The sequence below is a fragment of the Phaeodactylibacter xiamenensis genome, assembly GCF_965229835.1.
Taxonomy (GTDB): domain Bacteria; phylum Bacteroidota; class Bacteroidia; order Chitinophagales; family Saprospiraceae; genus Phaeodactylibacter; species Phaeodactylibacter xiamenensis.
On record NZ_OZ245931.1, the window covers coordinates 2,471,901 to 2,490,052 of the forward strand.

General features: G+C 52.3%; 7 protein-coding genes. 2 read left to right on the forward strand and 5 right to left on the reverse strand.

The genetic code is table 11. From position 1 onward, the window contains the following. Window positions 1–22: 22 nt before the first annotated feature. From ACO08I_RS09145 to ACO08I_RS09165, 5 genes are all read right to left on the reverse strand, one after another. Complete coding sequence (locus ACO08I_RS09145; RefSeq protein WP_421949124.1) at window positions 23–463, reverse strand: quercetin 2,3-dioxygenase; 441 nt, start codon at window positions 461–463, stop codon at window positions 23–25. Window positions 464–921: 458 nt separating this feature from the next. Beyond that, a complete protein-coding gene (locus ACO08I_RS09150) occupies window positions 922–1,278 on the reverse strand; it encodes a hypothetical protein (RefSeq protein WP_282774112.1) in 357 nt (118 codons plus the stop codon). A gap of 93 nt (window positions 1,279–1,371) precedes the next feature. Next, window positions 1,372–8,718, reverse strand: a complete 7,347-nt coding sequence (locus tag ACO08I_RS09155; RefSeq protein WP_421949125.1) for a GLUG motif-containing protein — start codon at window positions 8,716–8,718, stop codon at window positions 1,372–1,374. 491 nt (window positions 8,719–9,209) lie between these two features. Next, the gene (locus ACO08I_RS09160; protein WP_421949126.1) at window positions 9,210–11,099 is read right to left on the reverse strand and encodes a hypothetical protein; all 1,890 of its coding nucleotides are present in this window, start codon (window positions 11,097–11,099) and stop codon (window positions 9,210–9,212) included. A 383-nt stretch (window positions 11,100–11,482) separates the two neighbouring features. Beyond that, the gene (locus tag ACO08I_RS09165; RefSeq protein ID WP_282774605.1) at window positions 11,483–12,562 is read right to left on the reverse strand and encodes a hypothetical protein; all 1,080 of its coding nucleotides are present in this window, start codon (window positions 12,560–12,562) and stop codon (window positions 11,483–11,485) included. A 158-nt stretch (window positions 12,563–12,720) separates the two neighbouring features. On the opposite strand from ACO08I_RS09165, the gene ACO08I_RS09170 reads away from it, so the two are divergent. Next, a complete protein-coding gene (locus ACO08I_RS09170; RefSeq protein WP_421949127.1) occupies window positions 12,721–16,779 on the forward strand; it encodes a response regulator in 4,059 nt (1,352 codons plus the stop codon). A gap of 155 nt (window positions 16,780–16,934) precedes the next feature. Further along, window positions 16,935–18,119: a hypothetical protein gene (locus ACO08I_RS09175; protein ID WP_421949128.1), complete on the forward strand. Its 1,185-nt coding sequence runs from the start codon at window positions 16,935–16,937 to the stop codon at window positions 18,117–18,119. The last annotated feature ends 33 nt before the right edge of the window (window positions 18,120–18,152 follow it).

Below are 18,152 nucleotides of genomic sequence, written 5' to 3' on the forward strand. Positions count from 1 at the left end.
TTTTGCGCTCATCCATTTGAGCTTATTTCACCAGATAAACGCCGTAGTTGTTAAAAATACGCTCCACTGCTCCAAGATCAGACTGGTCTTCCATGTTATGCACCTCACGAAACATACGCTCAAAACCGGCAGGGCTGATAGTGGCCAGCATTTTTGTGGGTTTCAGAAAACGGTAACTGTGCGGTACGTTACGGGGACCGAATACTGTATCACCCGTCTTGGCAGTAAACGTCTCGCCCCCTACTGTAAACTCCGCTTCACCCTCAATGATGTAGAAACACTCGTCTTCGCGTTCGTGGTAGTGAGGCGGTACGCCGGCGTCCACCTCATTGTTGGTTTCCACCACAGTGAACTGTCCGTAGGTGTCTCTACCATCTACTTTCACCGTAATGTTATCCTGTAGCACTTTCAGTAGTTCCCCTTCGCCCTTTTTGAGCACTTTGGGAGATAGGTTCATTTGCATGTCTTTGTATTTTTTGATAATAATTCAGGTCCGGAGCAGGGAGAAATGTGTGGGAGGTCCACGCGAGCTTACTCCCACACTCTTATACCGACGACGAAGTAGTTTGGGACCAAACATGACTTCGTGTCGGCATATACTCGTGCGTCGGGTTTGTGCATTACGCCCAAACCTCTCCGTTCCGAGTATAAATACTCCCAACACAATACATTAGCGTAATTTATTTGCTGTATCCTACCCAATACGGAGGTAGGTTGAGGTTGGTCTGCAACGAGGGCTTAACCGAGGTTGAGGTTGAGGGACGCAGCCTGGTCTTCCTGGGGGCGACAGCTTGCTGTCGCTTCCTGCGGAAGGCTCCTGAGGATCCCACCAACATCCTGCCCTGGCCCAGCCTAAGCTACACCAGAACACCAAACCACCACAAAACCAACCTCCAAGCCAATACCTGGCAAGCGCCTCTCCTACCGGCTGCGCCTTTCCGTATCCGAGCCGCCCCAAATACCGCCGCGCTGACTGCCCCGCGAGCGGTTGCGATAAGTATCGGCGGCGTTACCGTCATCGCCCCATATAGCACCGCGGCCCCGGTCCGTCTCAAATTCATGGGTGGAAGGGCTGTAATCCCCAGGCCGGCCACTACCGCCAAAAGGGTCGCCACCGGGGTCGGGGACCGGCGAGCTCGCCTGCGCCTGCTTCGGGCTCAGCACCAGAAATGTCCCTGCAGCAGTAGCCGCTGCGTATTTGCCCAGCTTCCGGATTGCCTCCTGACGGCTGATTAAGGGTGCTTCTGAAGCGTCTTTATGCTTATTGTCAATATTCATGACCTTAAATTTGTATTCGTTGATGGATATGAGTTGGATCCCCCCGGCGCCGTATTGCACCGGGGGGGGGAGAAGGCTTGTTGGGGAAATCTTTTACGGGATAAACAGCTGTTCGGCACGTACGCCCTGCGGGCTCTCAATGCGCACCAGGTAGATGCCGCCCGGCAGATGGCCCGTAGCAACCGTTTGCTGCGTAGTGCCCGCCGACAGTGCCCGGCCCAGCAGCTTACGGCCCTGTACATCGTAAAGCGACAGCTGCGCTGCGCCCGGCAGCTCGCCGGTAATGACCAGCTCGTCCCGGTACTGTGGGGCGTAGATGACCAGCGCGCTTAAATCGCCACCATCCGTCTCTGAGGAGGTGCTGACAACCTGGCCTGCATTGAAAACCAGGTAGTAACGGCCCGCGCCACTCAGCGCTGCATTCGGCGTGAAGGTGTACGGCAGCCCGCTCAGCAGCGTGCGCTCCCCGTTCAGGGAGTCCAGCAGGTACACCTCTATGCCCGCAGGCAGTTCCTCTTCCGTAATCGCAAGCGTCAGCGGGATGCCGGCGGCGGCCTCCAGGCCCAGCGGGATGGCCAGCTCCGGGTCATCGAGGTCGGATAAGCCCAGGGACTGCAAGGCGAAGGGCTCCCCTTCGTCTTCCGATACCAGATGGGTGTACACCGCAAAGTCCGGGATGGCATCGCCCCATAGCACCGCATCGTACCCTACGTCCAGCCCTGTAGCAGACGCTTCGTTGAAGTAGACGCTTGTGCCGTAGCTGCGGCTGTCGGTGAAGGCCTGAAGCTTGAAATAAACCGGCGTATTGACCGGCGCGAAACCATTGATAAAGTCGTCGCTGTCTCCCGTGCGCATCATCGTCGGCGTAAACGTCAGATCGTAGGCATCAATATCCGCAGCGTCTGCCGCTACGAAGAAGCCCTGACCGGGCGCCATCAGGCTCGTGCTTGCATTCGCCAGCGTGATGACGGTCCAGCCATCGGTGCTGTTGCCGTCGTAGCCGTAGATGCCGGCAGCGGTCTCTACCATCAGGCTTTGGTTGGTCACGTCTTGGCCGTGGTCGTAGTTTAGGAAGTCCGCCATGCTCAGATAAGCCGGGTAGGGGTTGGCCACGGCGTTCCACTGACTGGCAGCATCGGTGATATTCACCGTCACATTGCCGGTCTGTACCGTACCGGTGAAGGTCACGGGTGAGCCATCTGTAGTCGCCGCCCGGTAGCCGGTGCCCGGTGTAAGCGTAGTGCCCGCATTGGCCGTCACATCATAGTTGATAAAGCCGGTGCCCGTGTTGTCCCAGGGGCCGAACGCCCGCAGGCTGCCGGAAGCCGCTAAATTCGTATTGGCAGCGGCAAAAGGGCCGAAAGTCTGACCCGTGAATGGCGTGCCCACCAGGTCGTTGCCCCCGGAGCTGCCCGTGCCCACCTGATTGGTGTAGCGCTCGTAGCTGATGCTGCCGGTGCCGGTGATCGTACCCAGTACCTTCAGGCTGGAGTAGCTGGTAGAGGTGGAGGTCAGCGTCAGCGGGCTGTTATTGACCAGGCTGCCGCCGAGGTCAATACCTTTGCCTGCAGATACCGTTACCCCGTTGGAGAAACCAAGCGTGAGGGTATGCGTACCACTGCCCGGTGCGATATTTTCGCTTACCGTCAGGCCGTTGCCAAAGAGCTCCAGATCGCCAGTTGACAGTTGGTTGTTCAAATCGCTGGCATTGACACTCACCGCTCCGCCAGATAACCCATAGAGCATCCCTTCGCTTACAGCCCAGTCTGTATTCTGTGTGCCGCCACCACTGGAGACAATCGTCAGGTCCGTGCCGTAACTTGCCAGCGGAAGCCCTACTCCTGAAAGGTTGGGGTAGCCGTTGTTTTCTGTCGCATCGAGGTACCAGGGGGTGCTCCACCCGGCATCCGTGAAAGTGGAGGTCATCTTCATCTCCGCTGTACTCTTGCCGGTGCCGCCGCCGCTTGCGAGTAGGCCGGAGGTTTCTGTGTCCCAGAAGGAGTTGGTGACAGTGCCGCTGTTTATATTATTGGTCAAGCCTCCGATATTACTACTTCCGCCAGTGATACTGCCAGTACTGTAGCAGTTCTCTATAGTGGCGCTGCTATTAACTCCGGCCAAGCCTCCGATATAACTAGTTCCAGATTGAACATTGATACTGCCAGTACTGTAGCAGTTCTCTATAGTGGCGCCGGTGGTATTAGATCCGACCAAGCCTCCTAATTGCCATAAATTTCCTCCTCCAGATTGTGTTACGCTACAGCTCGAGTAGCAATTGCTAATTGTTGAGCCAGAATTGATCCCAACTAATCCCCCAACTACGTTCCATTGAGTCTGTACGGTACCCGTAGTGTAACAATTGCTTATTGTGGTGGATGAAGAAGCCCTGCCCGCCAGGACACCGAACCCCGTAATAAAAGAAGACGATACTACATCTAAATTTGCGTTGAGTATTCCTAAATTTTTTATTTCTGCGCCAATAAGAGCACCAAAGAACCCTTGCGTATTCTCATCCACGATGAGGAATAGATTAGAAATGGTCTTACCATCTCCATCGTAAGAGCCGGTGAAATCAGTACCAGACTCTTCTCCGATAGGGGTAAAGCCGGCACTATCATCCGTATCTACCATGCCATCACCATTCCAGTCTACCATTGTTTCATCCGCACCGAAGTCAATATCAACGACCTGTATAAAGTGCAACCCCCAGTCTGCTGAAGTCTGCGACAGGTGGATCAGGTCATCTATGCTTGCGATTTGGTGGGGGTCCATCTCCGTACCAGCGCCGGCACCGTTATTGTACGGTCCTTCTAATATCAATGTTCCAATGCCTTGCAAGTTGGGGTAGCCATCGTTCGTGCCGGGGTCAATATACCAAACCTCACTCCACTCGGCATCCAAGAAAGTGGAGGTCATCTTCATCTCCGCAGTTGTCTTACCGGTGATGGTAACGTTACTTGCTGCCCCCCCCCCTAAGGCATTATTTCGAGTAGAAGCTTCAGTATCCCAGAAGTTGGTCCCGCCATTGCTGTCGCCACCTTGAGCAAAGCCAATAAAGCCCCCTAGCTCACCAGCCCCACTTACCGAACCTACACTGTAACAGTTATACATTGTGCCACCCGTTAGATAACCTATCAGCCCCCCTGCACTTTGTTTACTCCCTGCATCGACACTACAAGTGGAATAACTATTTTCGACTACAATGCCAGTGTTTATGCCGATTAGCCCCCCAACATAAGCAGTTGATGAACTATTTACTCCATTAGAGTTTACACTACCAGTGCTGTAACAACTGGAAACCACTCCACCAAAGTTGTATCCAACAAGTGCACCAACTAATGTAGCAGCGGTAATATTAACATTCAACAGTCCTAATTGTGACACGCTACCCCCTGTTACTAAGACTCGGAACATACCATAACTACTAACATCTCCGGCTTGATTAATAAACAAATTCGAAATGGTATGCCCTTGTCCATTGTAGTTACCAGTGAATCCGTTCTGGGTGCTCTCCCCTATACCCGAAAAACCGGCAGTACCGATACCATCTGCACTACCATCCCCATCCCAGTCTACCGCTGTTTCATCTGTACCGAAGTCAATATCCGCAGTCTGAATAAAGTCTTTGTCCCAATCCTGGCTTCTGCCTGACAATTGAATCAAATCAGCTGCGGTTGCAATCTGATAAGGGTCGCCTTGCGTACCCATCCCACCGGAGTAGGGAGCTAATACATCACTGTCCGCGCCATCCTGCCAACTCAGTAGGGGGTAGCCGTTGTTGACAGTACCAAATTGGTCCATGTCCCATACATCAGCTGAGCCATTGGCTGTCTCCGAGACAAAGTCCCAGCCGGCGGTGTTGAAGGTGGTGTAGTCCTGCATCTCCGCAGTCGTCTTGCCGGTGCCGCCGGCGCTTGTTGCCTGGCCGGAGGTCTGGGTGTCCCAGAAAGAGTCGGTGGTGATGCCGCCATTTGGATTCGCGCCTACCAAGCCTCCTACATCAACTCCTGTTCCTGTTACAGCACCAGTGCTGTAGCAATTCGATATAGCTGTAGTAGTATTAACAGCCTCCATTGTGCCGACCAAGCCTCCGACCCTGGTGTCGCCGTTCACACTACACCTGGAATAACAATTCTCTATTCTAGAGGTCAGGCTATTGCCAACTGAGCCAACTAATCCTCCAATCTGATTATTGCTTCCCACAACGCTACCTGTACTGTAACAACCACTAACGCTGCCGGTCGAACTGGAGGCAATACTACCAACTATAGCACCGACAAATGCAAATCCCGTTATATCTGCGTTAAGCAATCCTAAATCTGATATTCCTTCGCCAGAAAGGCCCACCTGCCCAAATAGCCCTAAATAAAAGGATTGCGGCCGATTGATGAATAGATTAGAAATGGTCTTACCATCTCCATCGTAAGAGCCGGTGAATTCGGTTGCAAGATTGCCAATAGGCGAGAAACCGGCAGGGCTGTCACCGTCCGGACTACCATCATTATCCCAGTCTACTGCAGTCTCGTCTGCACCGAAGTCAATATTAGCAGTCTGCCTAAAGTGCTTATCCCAGTCCCCGCTTATGCCTGACAAAGCAATCAAATCGGCTGCGGTTGCAATCTGATAGGGGTCGCCTTGCGTTCCTGCCCCACCGGAGTAGGTGTACGATAAGATGTCATCTGTGCCATCCTGCCAGCTGAGCAGCGGATAGCCGCTATTCAACGTGCTAAATTGGTCGGCGTCCCATATATTAGCGATGCCATTGGTGGTCTCGCTGACGAAGTCCCAGCCAGCGGTGGTGAAGGTGGTGTAGTCCTTCATCTCGGCGCTGGTCCTGCCGCTTATTCCGCTTATGTTTTGGCTCGTGAAAGTATTGACATCCTCATCGTAGAAGCAGTGAGTTGCAGTGACGGACCCAGAGCCTCCCGTGGAGACTATATCTCCTGCTGCGCCGTCATTATTAATTGATGCTGCGCTATAGCAATTGGTCAGCAGAGTAGCGCCAGAATCCCCTTCTTCACCAATAAGGCCACCCGGCCAGCCCGAGTTAATCATGCCCTTGGCATAGCAATTGGTCAGGCTGGATGGCCCACCGCTGTTCGCATTTACCTTCCCAATCATACCAGCAGCAAAAGCACTAGCTGAGATGTTGGCGGAGCTGTAGGATGCACTAATAGCCACGGTGCCATTATCATTAACGAGCCCTACCATGCCACCAGCTTCATTGCCTGTAAGCGTAATGGTGCCGGTACTGCCGCAATCCGTTATAGTACCGGTGGCACTGCCGCTCAGCCACCCGATCATACCCCCCGCACTCGACGAGCCATTGATGGTGCCGCTAAACGTACAGTTACTTATAGTTAAGTTACCATATAATCTACCAGCCATCCCTCCTATTCTTGATCCGCTGGTCACTGAACCTGCAAAAGTACAATCTGAAATGACTACTGTATTAGATAATCCCCCAGCTATACCAGCGCCGCCTTCTTCTTGCGCTGCTATACTACTGTTGACATCAACGGTACTATTGGATATAGAACAACCGTTACATTCACCAACCAGGACTCCGGTGTCAAAGATTCCGCTTACCGTGCTGTTGGTCACCGTTATATTGTCAATTTCAGAGCCTCCCCAGGCAAAACCAACCACGGCAGCGACATTATTCTGTCCGGTGATATCGAATCCATCTATGGTCAGATCTTTCACTAATATCCCCCTATCATAAAGATCCCTAATACTCCCAAAGAGCCCCTGATCGTTAAAGCTGCCCTGATTGATCGTTAGGTTGCTGATCGTATGTGAGTTCCCATCGTAAACCCCCGTAAAGGACACTCCTCCGTTCCCTATAGGAGCAAAAGAGGCCGATTCTCCTGTCAGGTCAATATCAGCAGTCTGAATAAAGTATCTTCCCCAATCCGCGTTTCTGCCTGACAAAGTAACCAAGTCAGCTGCAGTTGCAATCTGAAAAGGGTCACCTTGCGTACCCAACCCACCGGAGTAGCTGGCTGTTGGCAACACATTGTCAGAGCCGTCCTGCCAGCTGAGTATCATGTAGCCGTTGTTAACGGTGCCCAATTGGTCGGCATCCCAAATATTAGCGGTGCCGTTGGTCGTCTCACTGACTAAATCCCAGCCGGCATCAAGGAAGGTAAGGTAGTCCTTCATCTCGGCGGTGGTCTTGCCGGTTATTCCGGTTATACTTTGAGCATTTAGGGAATTAATATTAGAATCATAAAAACAATCTGTAGCTATCACTGTTGCCGAACCACCACTGGATACGACATCTCTGGAATCAGAATTACCCGTAACAACCGCTGCGGCGTAGCAATTGGTAAGGGAGGTCTGACCACCATCCTTCTCCTCCCCAATAAAACCACCGGACCATCCGCCATCTACCGAGCCGGTGGCGTAGCAGTTGGTGATGGAGGAGTTGCCATTTCCATTGGATTGAAATACACCTACAAGTCCACCAGCATAATTATTGGCGTCTACCGTTCCTGAAAAATAGGACGTGGAGATCGTTGCCGTACCCGATGCAACTCCTATTATACCTCCAGCGTCATTCACCGTAATGTCCACCGTCCCCGTACTGCCGCAATCCGTTATAGTACCGGTGGCACTACCGTTCAGCCGCCCGATCATACCACCCGCATGATACGAGCCATTGATGGTGCCGCTAAACGTACAGTTATTTATAGTTAAGTTCTCAAACACCTCACCAGCCATACCCCCTACTGCCGAGCCGCTGCTCACTGTGCCTGCAAAGGTGCAACCTGAAATGGTTACTGGTAGTATGCCAGCTGTTTTCCCAGCTATACCAGCGCCGCCAGTGTTTTGCACTGCTATACTACTGTTGGCATCCACGGTGCTATTGGATATAGAACAACCATTACACTCACCGACCAGGACTCCGGTGTCAAAGTTTCCACTTACCGTGCTGTTGGTCACCATTATATTGGAAACTTCGGAGCCTCCCAAGGCAGAACCAACCACGGCAGCGACATAATTCTGCCCAGTGATACTAAAATTATCGATCACCAGATTTTCCACCACACCGCCATTACTGCCGACATCATCAATCCGCCCAAAGAGCCCCTGATAGTCAGAGCCGCTCAGATTGATCGTCAGGTTGCTGATGGTGTAGTTTTGACCATTGTATTCCCCAGTAAAGGACGTTGTTTGGTTTCCTATAGGATTAAGGGATACGACCCCATTCAGGTCTATATTTGCCGTTTGACGGAAATAGTTATCCCAGTCTGCACTGGTTTGCGACAAGGTAACTAAGTGAGCTGAGGTCGATATCAGGTAGGGATCGCCGGAAGTACCTGCACCGCCACCGTACTGCGCGAAACCCTGCCGGGCTCCAAGGGTGAGCATTAAGAATAAAATAAAGAGCTTGCCGGCCGTACGACCGTACGAATGAGGTTGAAGTAAGTACATATTTGCTTGTGCATTTTTGAGTTTAACACATAATATCCGTCGAAAGCGAATACAGTCGCAAAACACGACATATTAGCGTAGCGGTACAATGCTTTAAAACTCTCAAATGCTTTAACACTTTGTTTTGCAGCTACTTACGGCTCAACTCTCAAAATATCTTATTAAACTTTTATTTAATACATTGCTACTTTGGAGGGGCTTGGCAAGGGCGGAGGCAGGTTGAGGTTGGTCTTGAACGGGGGCTTGACCGAGGTTGAGGTTGAGGTTGAGGGGCGAAGCTTGGTCTTCCTGGGGGCGACAGCTTGCTGTCGCTTCCGGCGGAGGGCCACGGAGGGGCTCATCCTTAGCCTGCCCTGGCTGGGCGCAGCCCCGGGCCAACCTTAGCCTTAGCAGAGGCAGAGCCAGGAACACCAAAACACCTGAATAAAGGATAAAGCTTCCAAGGTTAAAGTACCAACGCCAGGAAAACCAGAACACCAAAAAATCCCCTCCTACCGGTTACGAATCGCTTCCAGGTAGCTCTGCAAATGATCGGTACGATTGAGGCCCAGCTTTTGACGGACCCGATAGCGGGCATTATCAATAGCCCGGACAGACTTATCAAGAAGAGCAGCTATATCTTTGGTTGTATAGCCCGACCGGATGAGCGCAGCCACCGCCTTTTCGTAAGGCGTGAGGGGCTCCTGAGCACGCTCGTTGAGCCGTGCCATGAATACCGGCAGTTGCTCATTGAGCTCAGTTTCCATATCTTGGCTTTGGCGGAGGGCACGGAGACGCTCCTGCTCCACCTGAAGATGGTTGAGGAAGCGCTCCTGATCTTGCTCCACGGACGAGTTTTGTGCAAAGGCCACCGCCTCCTCAAACAATTGACGGATGTGCAATTGCTGGGTAAGGGTAAAGTGCAGCTTCTCCTCTTTTTTGGACAGCTCGTCCTCCAGCAATGCCATTTTTTGGGCAGCAACCTGTTTACTTTCTTCCCGAAGGGCCTTTTCCTCAATAGCCAGCTTCCTGGCTTTGCGGAGATTAAACAGAAACAGGAACCCAACGCCCAGGCTCCCCAGCAACAACCCGCAAAGGGTAAAAGTAATGATCCGGTTGCTGCGCAGCTCGTTCGTCCTATCGAGTAGGTCTTCCGACAAAGACACGACCTCTTTTTTCAAACTGCTGCTGCGATATTGCTCTGCAAAATCCGCAAACTGTGAATTTCGGAGGCTGTCTTGCCAAATCGCCCCCACCTGATCAGCCTCCCGAAGCCATTTATGGGCTTTTTCCCAATCGCTTTGCCGGGCAGCAATTTCACTCTTCAGGTGCAGCAATTCATAGAGCTGCCGGGGTGTTTTACGGTCTGTATTTCGCTCCACACAGCGGTTGATCAGTTGTGTATCCAGCAAGAGCACGCCCTGCTCCGTGAAGTAAGCCTCGAATTCCGGCAAAGCATGGATATAGCGGACATCAGGGTCTGCCGCCGCCGCAGCAGCAATTTGAGCCAGTTGCTCCCTTACCAACGGCCAGTCAGCAAACGCAAGGCCTCCTTCAGCAATAATTTGCAGCGTATGGCCCGTCAGCTGTCCGTCCTCATAAACATAAAGCGAGTCGAGATAGCGGTAAAACTGTGTTTTTTCTTCTCGTGCCCCTCCTATGGCAAGCAGGTTCGCATAAACCAGGGACTTCAGGTAGGGGTTTTCTGCTTCTGCCTCCAGCTCGCGAAGGATCTGCCAGGCATAGTCATAAGCCTCCATATGCTGAAGTGCTACGGCTATGTTCAGGCGGGTAATGCCCAATTGAAAAGGAGTGGCATCCGGTTCGTCTTTTAGAATTTCATAAGCCCGGCTCAGGTGCTTAAAAGCGGACTGAGCATACTGTATAGCAATGTACCCCGCTCCTAAATTAGCACGGATACGCCCTTCGGCGGAAGGGCTCAACGCTGCTGCTCCGGTAAGCGACAGGGCTTTCTTCCATACCGAAACCGCTTTATGATAGTCGCCTTTGAAATAAGGTATTTTCCCTTGTTCCATGTAAGCCCTAAACAATAACTGCGTATCCCGGCTGAGTCCGGCCTTGACTATAGCTTCCTGATAGGCTGCTTCTGCACGGTCGAATTCCCGCAGCACTCGTGCACTATCGCCTTCTTCTAAATCGGACCAACCAGGGGAGCGCGGCTCGTTATCCGGTGTAACTTGTAGCCTTGTGGAATCGGCCAACTCTTCACCGTAGTATTCCGGGCGATTAGCACAAGGGGTACCGTAGGTGTTTTGTAAAGGGAGGAGCAACGTACCAAGCAATAGGAGTAAAATCCCGTAAAACCGAATGGCATGCTTATTGAGTTGCTGCCTGTTGCGGGGCAGGCTTACGTTGCCTGATGTCCGCCTCTGCGAAGCCACACTTGCCGGAACAAGGTTGGAATCTGAAGATATACCGACGACGAAGTAGTTTGGGACCAAACACGACTTCGTGTCGGTATATACTCGTGCATCGGGTTTGTGCCTTACGCCCAAACCTCTCCGTTCCAAGTATAGCTGCCCGACCCTATCATGTCTAAAAGGGCACATACAAATGATGTTAGTTGGTAAATAAGGTTTAAAGGTGTACCTGCCGGTTGATCGTAAAAGTATACTAAAGTAGTAGGACAGAGAAAATATCCTAAACGGAGTTTGCAACTTTTTACTTTACCCTAACACTTCCCAACCGGATACAGCGCGCCCTAATATACCTGAAAATCAACGGTGTACACCACAAGAACGGATACCCCTACCCTGCCAGCGTGCTACCGGCTACCCTTCGGCCGGATCGCCAAATGCAAAGAGATGATATGCGAGTAAGTACTCTCCTCCGCACCCAAATCCGTGTAGGCATAGTCCACCGTCAGGCTGGATATCCGGAAGCCTACACCCAGGCTGGGGCGTACTTTCAGGTTTTCGCCACCGTCAAAATTGGTGATCTGCTGGAATTGGCTCACCCCGGCCCGCAGGAAAACAAATTCCTTATAATCCGCTTCCACGCCCCCGGCAATATCCATGCTGATGGGGTCGGCAGAGAGCAGAGTATTGCGGGCGCCATCGGTAGTGAAGATGAAATTCGCCTCTGGCATAAGTCCTACATTCCCAAACTGGAAGCGGCGGGCAGCACCGAGGAGGATTTGCGGGCGGGTGATTTCCACACTGTTGATGGGCACTTCGTTGTTGGTGAGTTCCAGCACCTCCCGTTCGTCCTCTGAAAAGCTAAAGGACCAGGCGTTGAAGGTGGAGGTGACGTCTTTGGCGACCAGGCCGAAGTTCCAGTCTTTGATGCGGTACTGCAGCCCGGCATCCAGCCCGAAGCCCCAGGAATTGGCAAAAGGCCCAATGCGCCGGTGGATGACCTTAATGTTGGCTCCGCCCAGCAGTTGCCCCTTTTTTACCTTGAAGGGCTTGGCATAGCTCAGGATAAAGGCATAATCGGCAGCGGAAAACTCCGTGACGTTGTCGAAATTGATGGTGCCATCACTATTGTACAGGGAGAGGGTATTCGGAATACCGTCAATGCCGAAGCGCACGAGAGACAGCCCAATGCGGTTGCCATTAGCCAGGGCCGTGGTAAAACCAAGGTAGTCGAAATTGGACACACCTGCGAACCACTCGGCATGCATGGCGCCAATCTGATAGCCATCATCTGGTTGCAAGGTAGCCAGGCCGGCGGGGTTCCACATACCTGCGGTCACATCATCCACACTGGCGATAACGGCGGTGCCCATACCATGCGCCCGGCCACCCACTCCGATGGTGAGAAATTCGTTGCTGTATTTTTGTGCCTGACCGGAAAAGCCGAGCAAAAGCCCTGCCGTCAGGAAGAGTAGCGTTCTGTACATAAGCTTGGTTGCGTTTGCTGCCATTTGAAACGCAATAATACGGCTTTGCGTGTGGTGTTAAAGTGAGAATAAAAAGTTTTCTCCTTTTGCCTTCTTTAGAATGCTCTTGCAGATACCTTTATGCTTTTTGTAAATTTGGGGCTCGAGATAGGATAACCATGATATCAACACCACCTTTTCTGTTCAGGCTGATCTATAGATTCGGATTGTTGAGTTTGATGTTTGTCTCCTTATCTCTGGGAGCCCAATCCACCATCAGAGAGGTTTCCACCGCTATACGCCATTATGACGTCCGCAGCGGGCTTCCCGACAATTCAGTATACAGCGTTGCAGCAGACGAGCGGGGTATCATTTGGGTAGGCACCAATAAAGGATTGAGCCGCTTCGATGGGCACCACTTCAAATCGTTTGACCGGTCTAATGGATTAAGAGAGGAAACCATCTGGAAGATCATCCCCAAAGGCAGGAAGCTTCTGTTGTTGCACCGTATGAGCTCCTCTGAGAAGTTTTCCCCGCTAATTGATGTTTTTGATATTTACGACGAGGCAGTAGTCTCCTTTGAGGCGTACTCTGGGGGAGCCACACCATTTGACTGGAATCAGGTTCAGTATTGTACCCCTTTGCCTACGGCTCAGCTGGGTTTCTTCCTGGCTAATGGAGCTTATTACCTTTATCATCCCGGGCAGGACAAATGGCAGTTGCTGGAGCTATCCGCCGGGGAGCACTTGCTTTCAGCAGATGAGGCAGCGGGGCTTTACTGGACTCAGCAGCAGGAGAACGGCGGCACTGTGCTTCGGAGGTACGATCAGCTAAAGCCTTCGTCTAAGCCAGCTCAAACGCTGCTGCCAAATACGAAGTATATCCGGCCCATGCCAGTACAAAGAGGCGATACGACTGCGTTTTTGACCTCATTTCCGGAAACACCAAAGCTGCTTTTCGTTTGGGAACATAAAGGTAAGCTATACGTCAGAAAAGATTCAACGGACCTCATGCAGTTTAGGGAGAAGGTTAGTTTTGTAGACCGCTACGTTTGTTTCAACGAACTGGTTTACCTTCCCGATTACCATGCATTTTGGCTTGCTCAGGGTGCTGAAGCTGCGCTGCTATTTGAAGATGGGCACCTGCAGGTTATCAATGACGAGAAGCTTCAGCACCTGACTTCCTGGCGCCGCAGCGTCCTTATGCAAGATAAAACCATTTGGCAATGCAGCCACAGCGGGCTGTATCAGATAGATTTGCAGCAGACCGACTTCAATACCGCTTTTACAAATCTGAAGCGGCAAACGGGCTTTCGGGATATACTGCGGTTTGGGGAAGAGCTTTATTTTAGCTGTCAGGACGGAGTCTTGCCATTTAGGCAAAAAGACAAGCGTGAGCCCGCTCCGATACTTCCTGCTTCCATGTCTTCGGCTGTAGACCCGCAGGGTCGGCTATGGGCAGGCAATCATACTCGTCTGTATTCATACGCCCCGGCCTCAAAGGCGGTAGAAGGCTTCAATGTCCCCTTACATGAAATATGGTCGCTGTACGCGGACACCACGGGGCGGCTTTGGATGAGTGAATTGGGGCTCTACCGTTTTGACCCTGCAAGTGGGGTTACAGAAAAAATCAGCATTTCCTCTTTCCCCGAGCTGGATAACGCTACCGTCTACCATTTCTACGAAGCACATCCTGACAGCGTTTGGTTATGCAGTACGGCCGGGCTATACCTGCTCAACCCTTATTCCGGAGCCATACAGCGTTATGCACCCAACGAAGAGGGCCGGTTTAAGCTGCATGCCCGGGATGTACGGCATGTATACCACGATGAAAGCGCTAATGTTTTCTGGCTGGCAACGGCAGAACAGGGGCTGGTCCGCTGGGACCGCAGTACCAATGAGTCAGAGTCCATTTTTTTCAAAGGTGAAAAAAGCCTGGTATTGCATAGCGTCTATGCAGATGCAGATGGGATACTTTGGCTGTCTAGTGAACAAGGCATCATACAATACGACCCACAGGGGGGGAATTCCCGGATTTATTCCACCCGGGATGGTTTGAATACCAACGAGTTTAACCGTATCGCTCACTTTCAGGACGAAGACGGCACGCTGTACTTTGGCAGTGTGGATGGCGTGACCTACTTTCACCCGGAATCATTCACAGATCAGTTATCAGCTACCGTGGAAGCCCGGCCTCAGGTGGTGGAAATCCTTCAGTATCTGGATGCTGCGAATAAGACGGTCAATGTAACAGCAGCTTTCCTGGAAAAGCAGCAGATCGTATTCCATTCTCAAGACCGCTTTTTGACGCTTATACTGGGCATGGAAGATGTCCGGCTCGGCCCGGGGACCGTATACCGCTATAAGCTCAAAAGGGAAGGAGAATCCTGGGAAACTGTTGCTGATCAAACGATTACCCTGGGGCGGATGCCCTACGGGCGACAAACATTACTGGTGCAAGCCATACTGGAGAATGGCCTACCGACTACTGAAACGCTGGAAGTACCCATCTTAGTGGAGCGGCCTTTCTACCTGCGCTGGTGGTTTTTCCTGCTGGTAGTGGCCATCGGGCTGCTTGTCCTTTACCTGCGCACCCGGGCACTCGACCGCCGCAATCAGGAACTGGAAGCAGAAGTCAAAAAACGTACGGAAACGATCGCCAGAGACCGGGAGCTCATCCGGGAACAGGCGGCCGAGCTACGGCAGTTAGATGAACTCAAATCCCGCTTTTTCGCCAACCTTTCCCACGAGTTACGCACTCCGCTTACGCTTATCCTCAGCCCGCTGTCTCAATTATTGGAAAAGGAAAACCGCCCCGCTCTGCGGCCGCTCATTGAGCTTGCTCATCAGCAAAGCCGTAAAATGCTGCGACTGGTCAATGACATCATGGATCTGGCGCGGCTGGAATCCACCACGCTCGAAGTCCGGCACGCAGCCACTCCTTTGCTGCCGCTGCTAAAGCAACTGACAAGCAATTTCGAGCTGCACGCCAGCCGGGAAGCGATCAGGCTGGAGCTGGACTATGGCTTAGCAGAGTCTCTTTGCCTGCAACTGGATGCGCAAAAGACAGAAACGATCCTGTACAACTATCTTGCCAACGCAATCAAATTCACACCCGGGGGAGGCCAAATCACTCTATCTGCCCGAAAAGTGGAGGACACGCTGCACTTTGAAGTCCATGATACCGGCAGGGGGATACCGGCTGCTGACCTGCCGCACATCTTCGAGCGCTATTATCAGTCCAGGGTATTCAAAGCCGTGGAAGGGGGCAGCGGTCTGGGCCTGGCCCTCAGCCGGGAACTGGCTACCCTACTCGGCGGAAAGGTATGGGCAGAGAGCGAAGCCGGGGCAGGCAGCCGGTTGTTTTTGCAACTGCCCTGGGTAGAAGCAGAACCGGTAAACCCGCTCGCCTCAGGTAGCAGTACTGGCACGAATTCAAGTATTGCCTTCATATCCCCCAGCGACCCGCAGACCAGCTATCGCGTGTTAATCGTAGAAGACCACTACGACATGCGTAACTACCTGCTTCAGCTTCTGTCGTCCCGCTTTGAAGTGGAAGCGGTCTCAAATGGCCGGGCAGCGCTATCCTACCTGGAGCAGTCGGCCGCTCCGCCTGACCTTATACTCTCAGATGTCATGATGCCCGAAATGGACGGGTACGAACTGTTGTATTACCTGAAACAGAGCGATACCTTCAGCCACATCCCGGTCGTCATGCTGACCGCCCGGTCCGCAATGGCCGACCGGCTGAAAGCCTTGCGCATTGGTGTGGATGACTACCTCACTAAGCCCTTTGTAGAAGAGGAGCTCCTGACTCGAATCCGCAACCTGCTGCGGCACGCTACAATGCGGCTACCTCGGCCGGAAGAAGATACCTTATCGGATAACCGCACCGCCGTTGCCCCCGAAAAAGCCACAGCCCGACAGGCCTGGCTGGAAAAAACTGAAACCATCGTACAAGCGCACCTGTCCGAACAGCAGTTCTCCGTAGATTTCGTAGCAGCGCAAATGGGGCTGAGCCGACACACCCTCAACCGGAAACTCCGGCAGCACACCGGGCTTACCACCTCCCAATACATTCAGGAGGTAAGGCTCGATTATGCCCGTAGATTGCTCGAGGACAGCAAGGTGGGCTCTGTGGCCGAACTGTCAGAGGCTTGCGGCATGCGGGACCCCAAGTATTTCTCCAAATTGTTTAAAGATCGGTTTGGGCAGCCACCATCGTACTATTTGCAGTAATTGACAGCTTCGAAAAGCTAGTAACAGTCGGTTTTGCTCCTTTATTCCTGCTTATTGCTCCGATCTTCCACCTTGCCAGATGCGCTATAAACCGTGCGCCTCCGCTAGCTTTGCCTTTATATTGATTTAATTCTAATAACAAATCATCACATCCAATGAACAGACTAAGTTTCCTGGTATTGTGGGGGCTGCTCGTCTCCACTTCTGCAACTCTTTTTGCCCAAGCCAACCTAAGTGTACAAGGTACCATCCAACGTTCCTTCGGGGCAGCCGTTGACGACGGCAACTACAGCCTTACCTTCCGATTATACGAAACCGATGCCGGCGGCACCCCCATCTGGGAAGAAACTCAGGACGCCGTGGAGGTCATTGGTGGTGTTTACAGTGTGGTATTGGGGGAAGCCGAACCGCTTGATGCTCCTTTCGATCAGCCCTACTTCCTCGGCGTGTCCGTAGACGGGGGCACGGAGCTCACACCCCGGGCACGGCTGACTTCTGCGCCTTACGCCCTTTCGCTGATCGGGCAGGACAATACCTTCCCTTCAAGTGGTACGGTAGGCATAGGAACGACTGAGCCGGACGACCAACAACGATTGCACGTCGTTGGCAATACCAAGTTGGAAGGCGACCTGGAAATCACAGGCACCGTAACCGGCATAGAAGTAGACTTTGAAAACATCACTTCTGATATCAACACCTCCGCAAACATCAGTGCTGAAGGTACAGTCTCCGCCGGCAATGGTATCGAGCTACCCACGGGGCAAAGTATTTCGTACAATGGTAAGAACGACTGGAGACTGGTGGAAGTCGATGACTTTAGCCAAGATACCGAAGGCTGGGTATGCCAGAGAAGCTGGCGTGAAAGCGACTCACGCAACTTTGAGCGGTTTTCGCCTGGCACACCCTTTAGTCAGGGCTACATTCTGAGGCCTACAGATTTTGGATCTCATGCTTTGAAAAAGCAATTTGACCTCTCTGGCATACCTCACAGTGAAGTGAAAGTAGTTTTCACCTATCACTTCTTTGAGACTTGGGGCGGAGACCGTTCTGAATTTGGGTATGCTGCATTTGCGACCTCTCCTACTCCTGCCCAAGGCAGCGATAATGGGCAATTTCAGATAGGATGGGTGCACAGACGTGTTGATGCGGTAGGATTTGGAGGGACAGGATATGTCGACTTATATCCTCCCAATAACACTTTGGCAGACTACAACATGAGGGCAGAAATGATGGCTCAGACTGATGCCGATACCTTTTGGCTAATTGTCAGCTCCAATGTAGACCAAAGCGCGGATGATGAATCCTATGGCATTAGCAATGTAGAAATCTGGGTACGATAGGCTATTCTACTCCCCACCAAGCTATAACCTTAA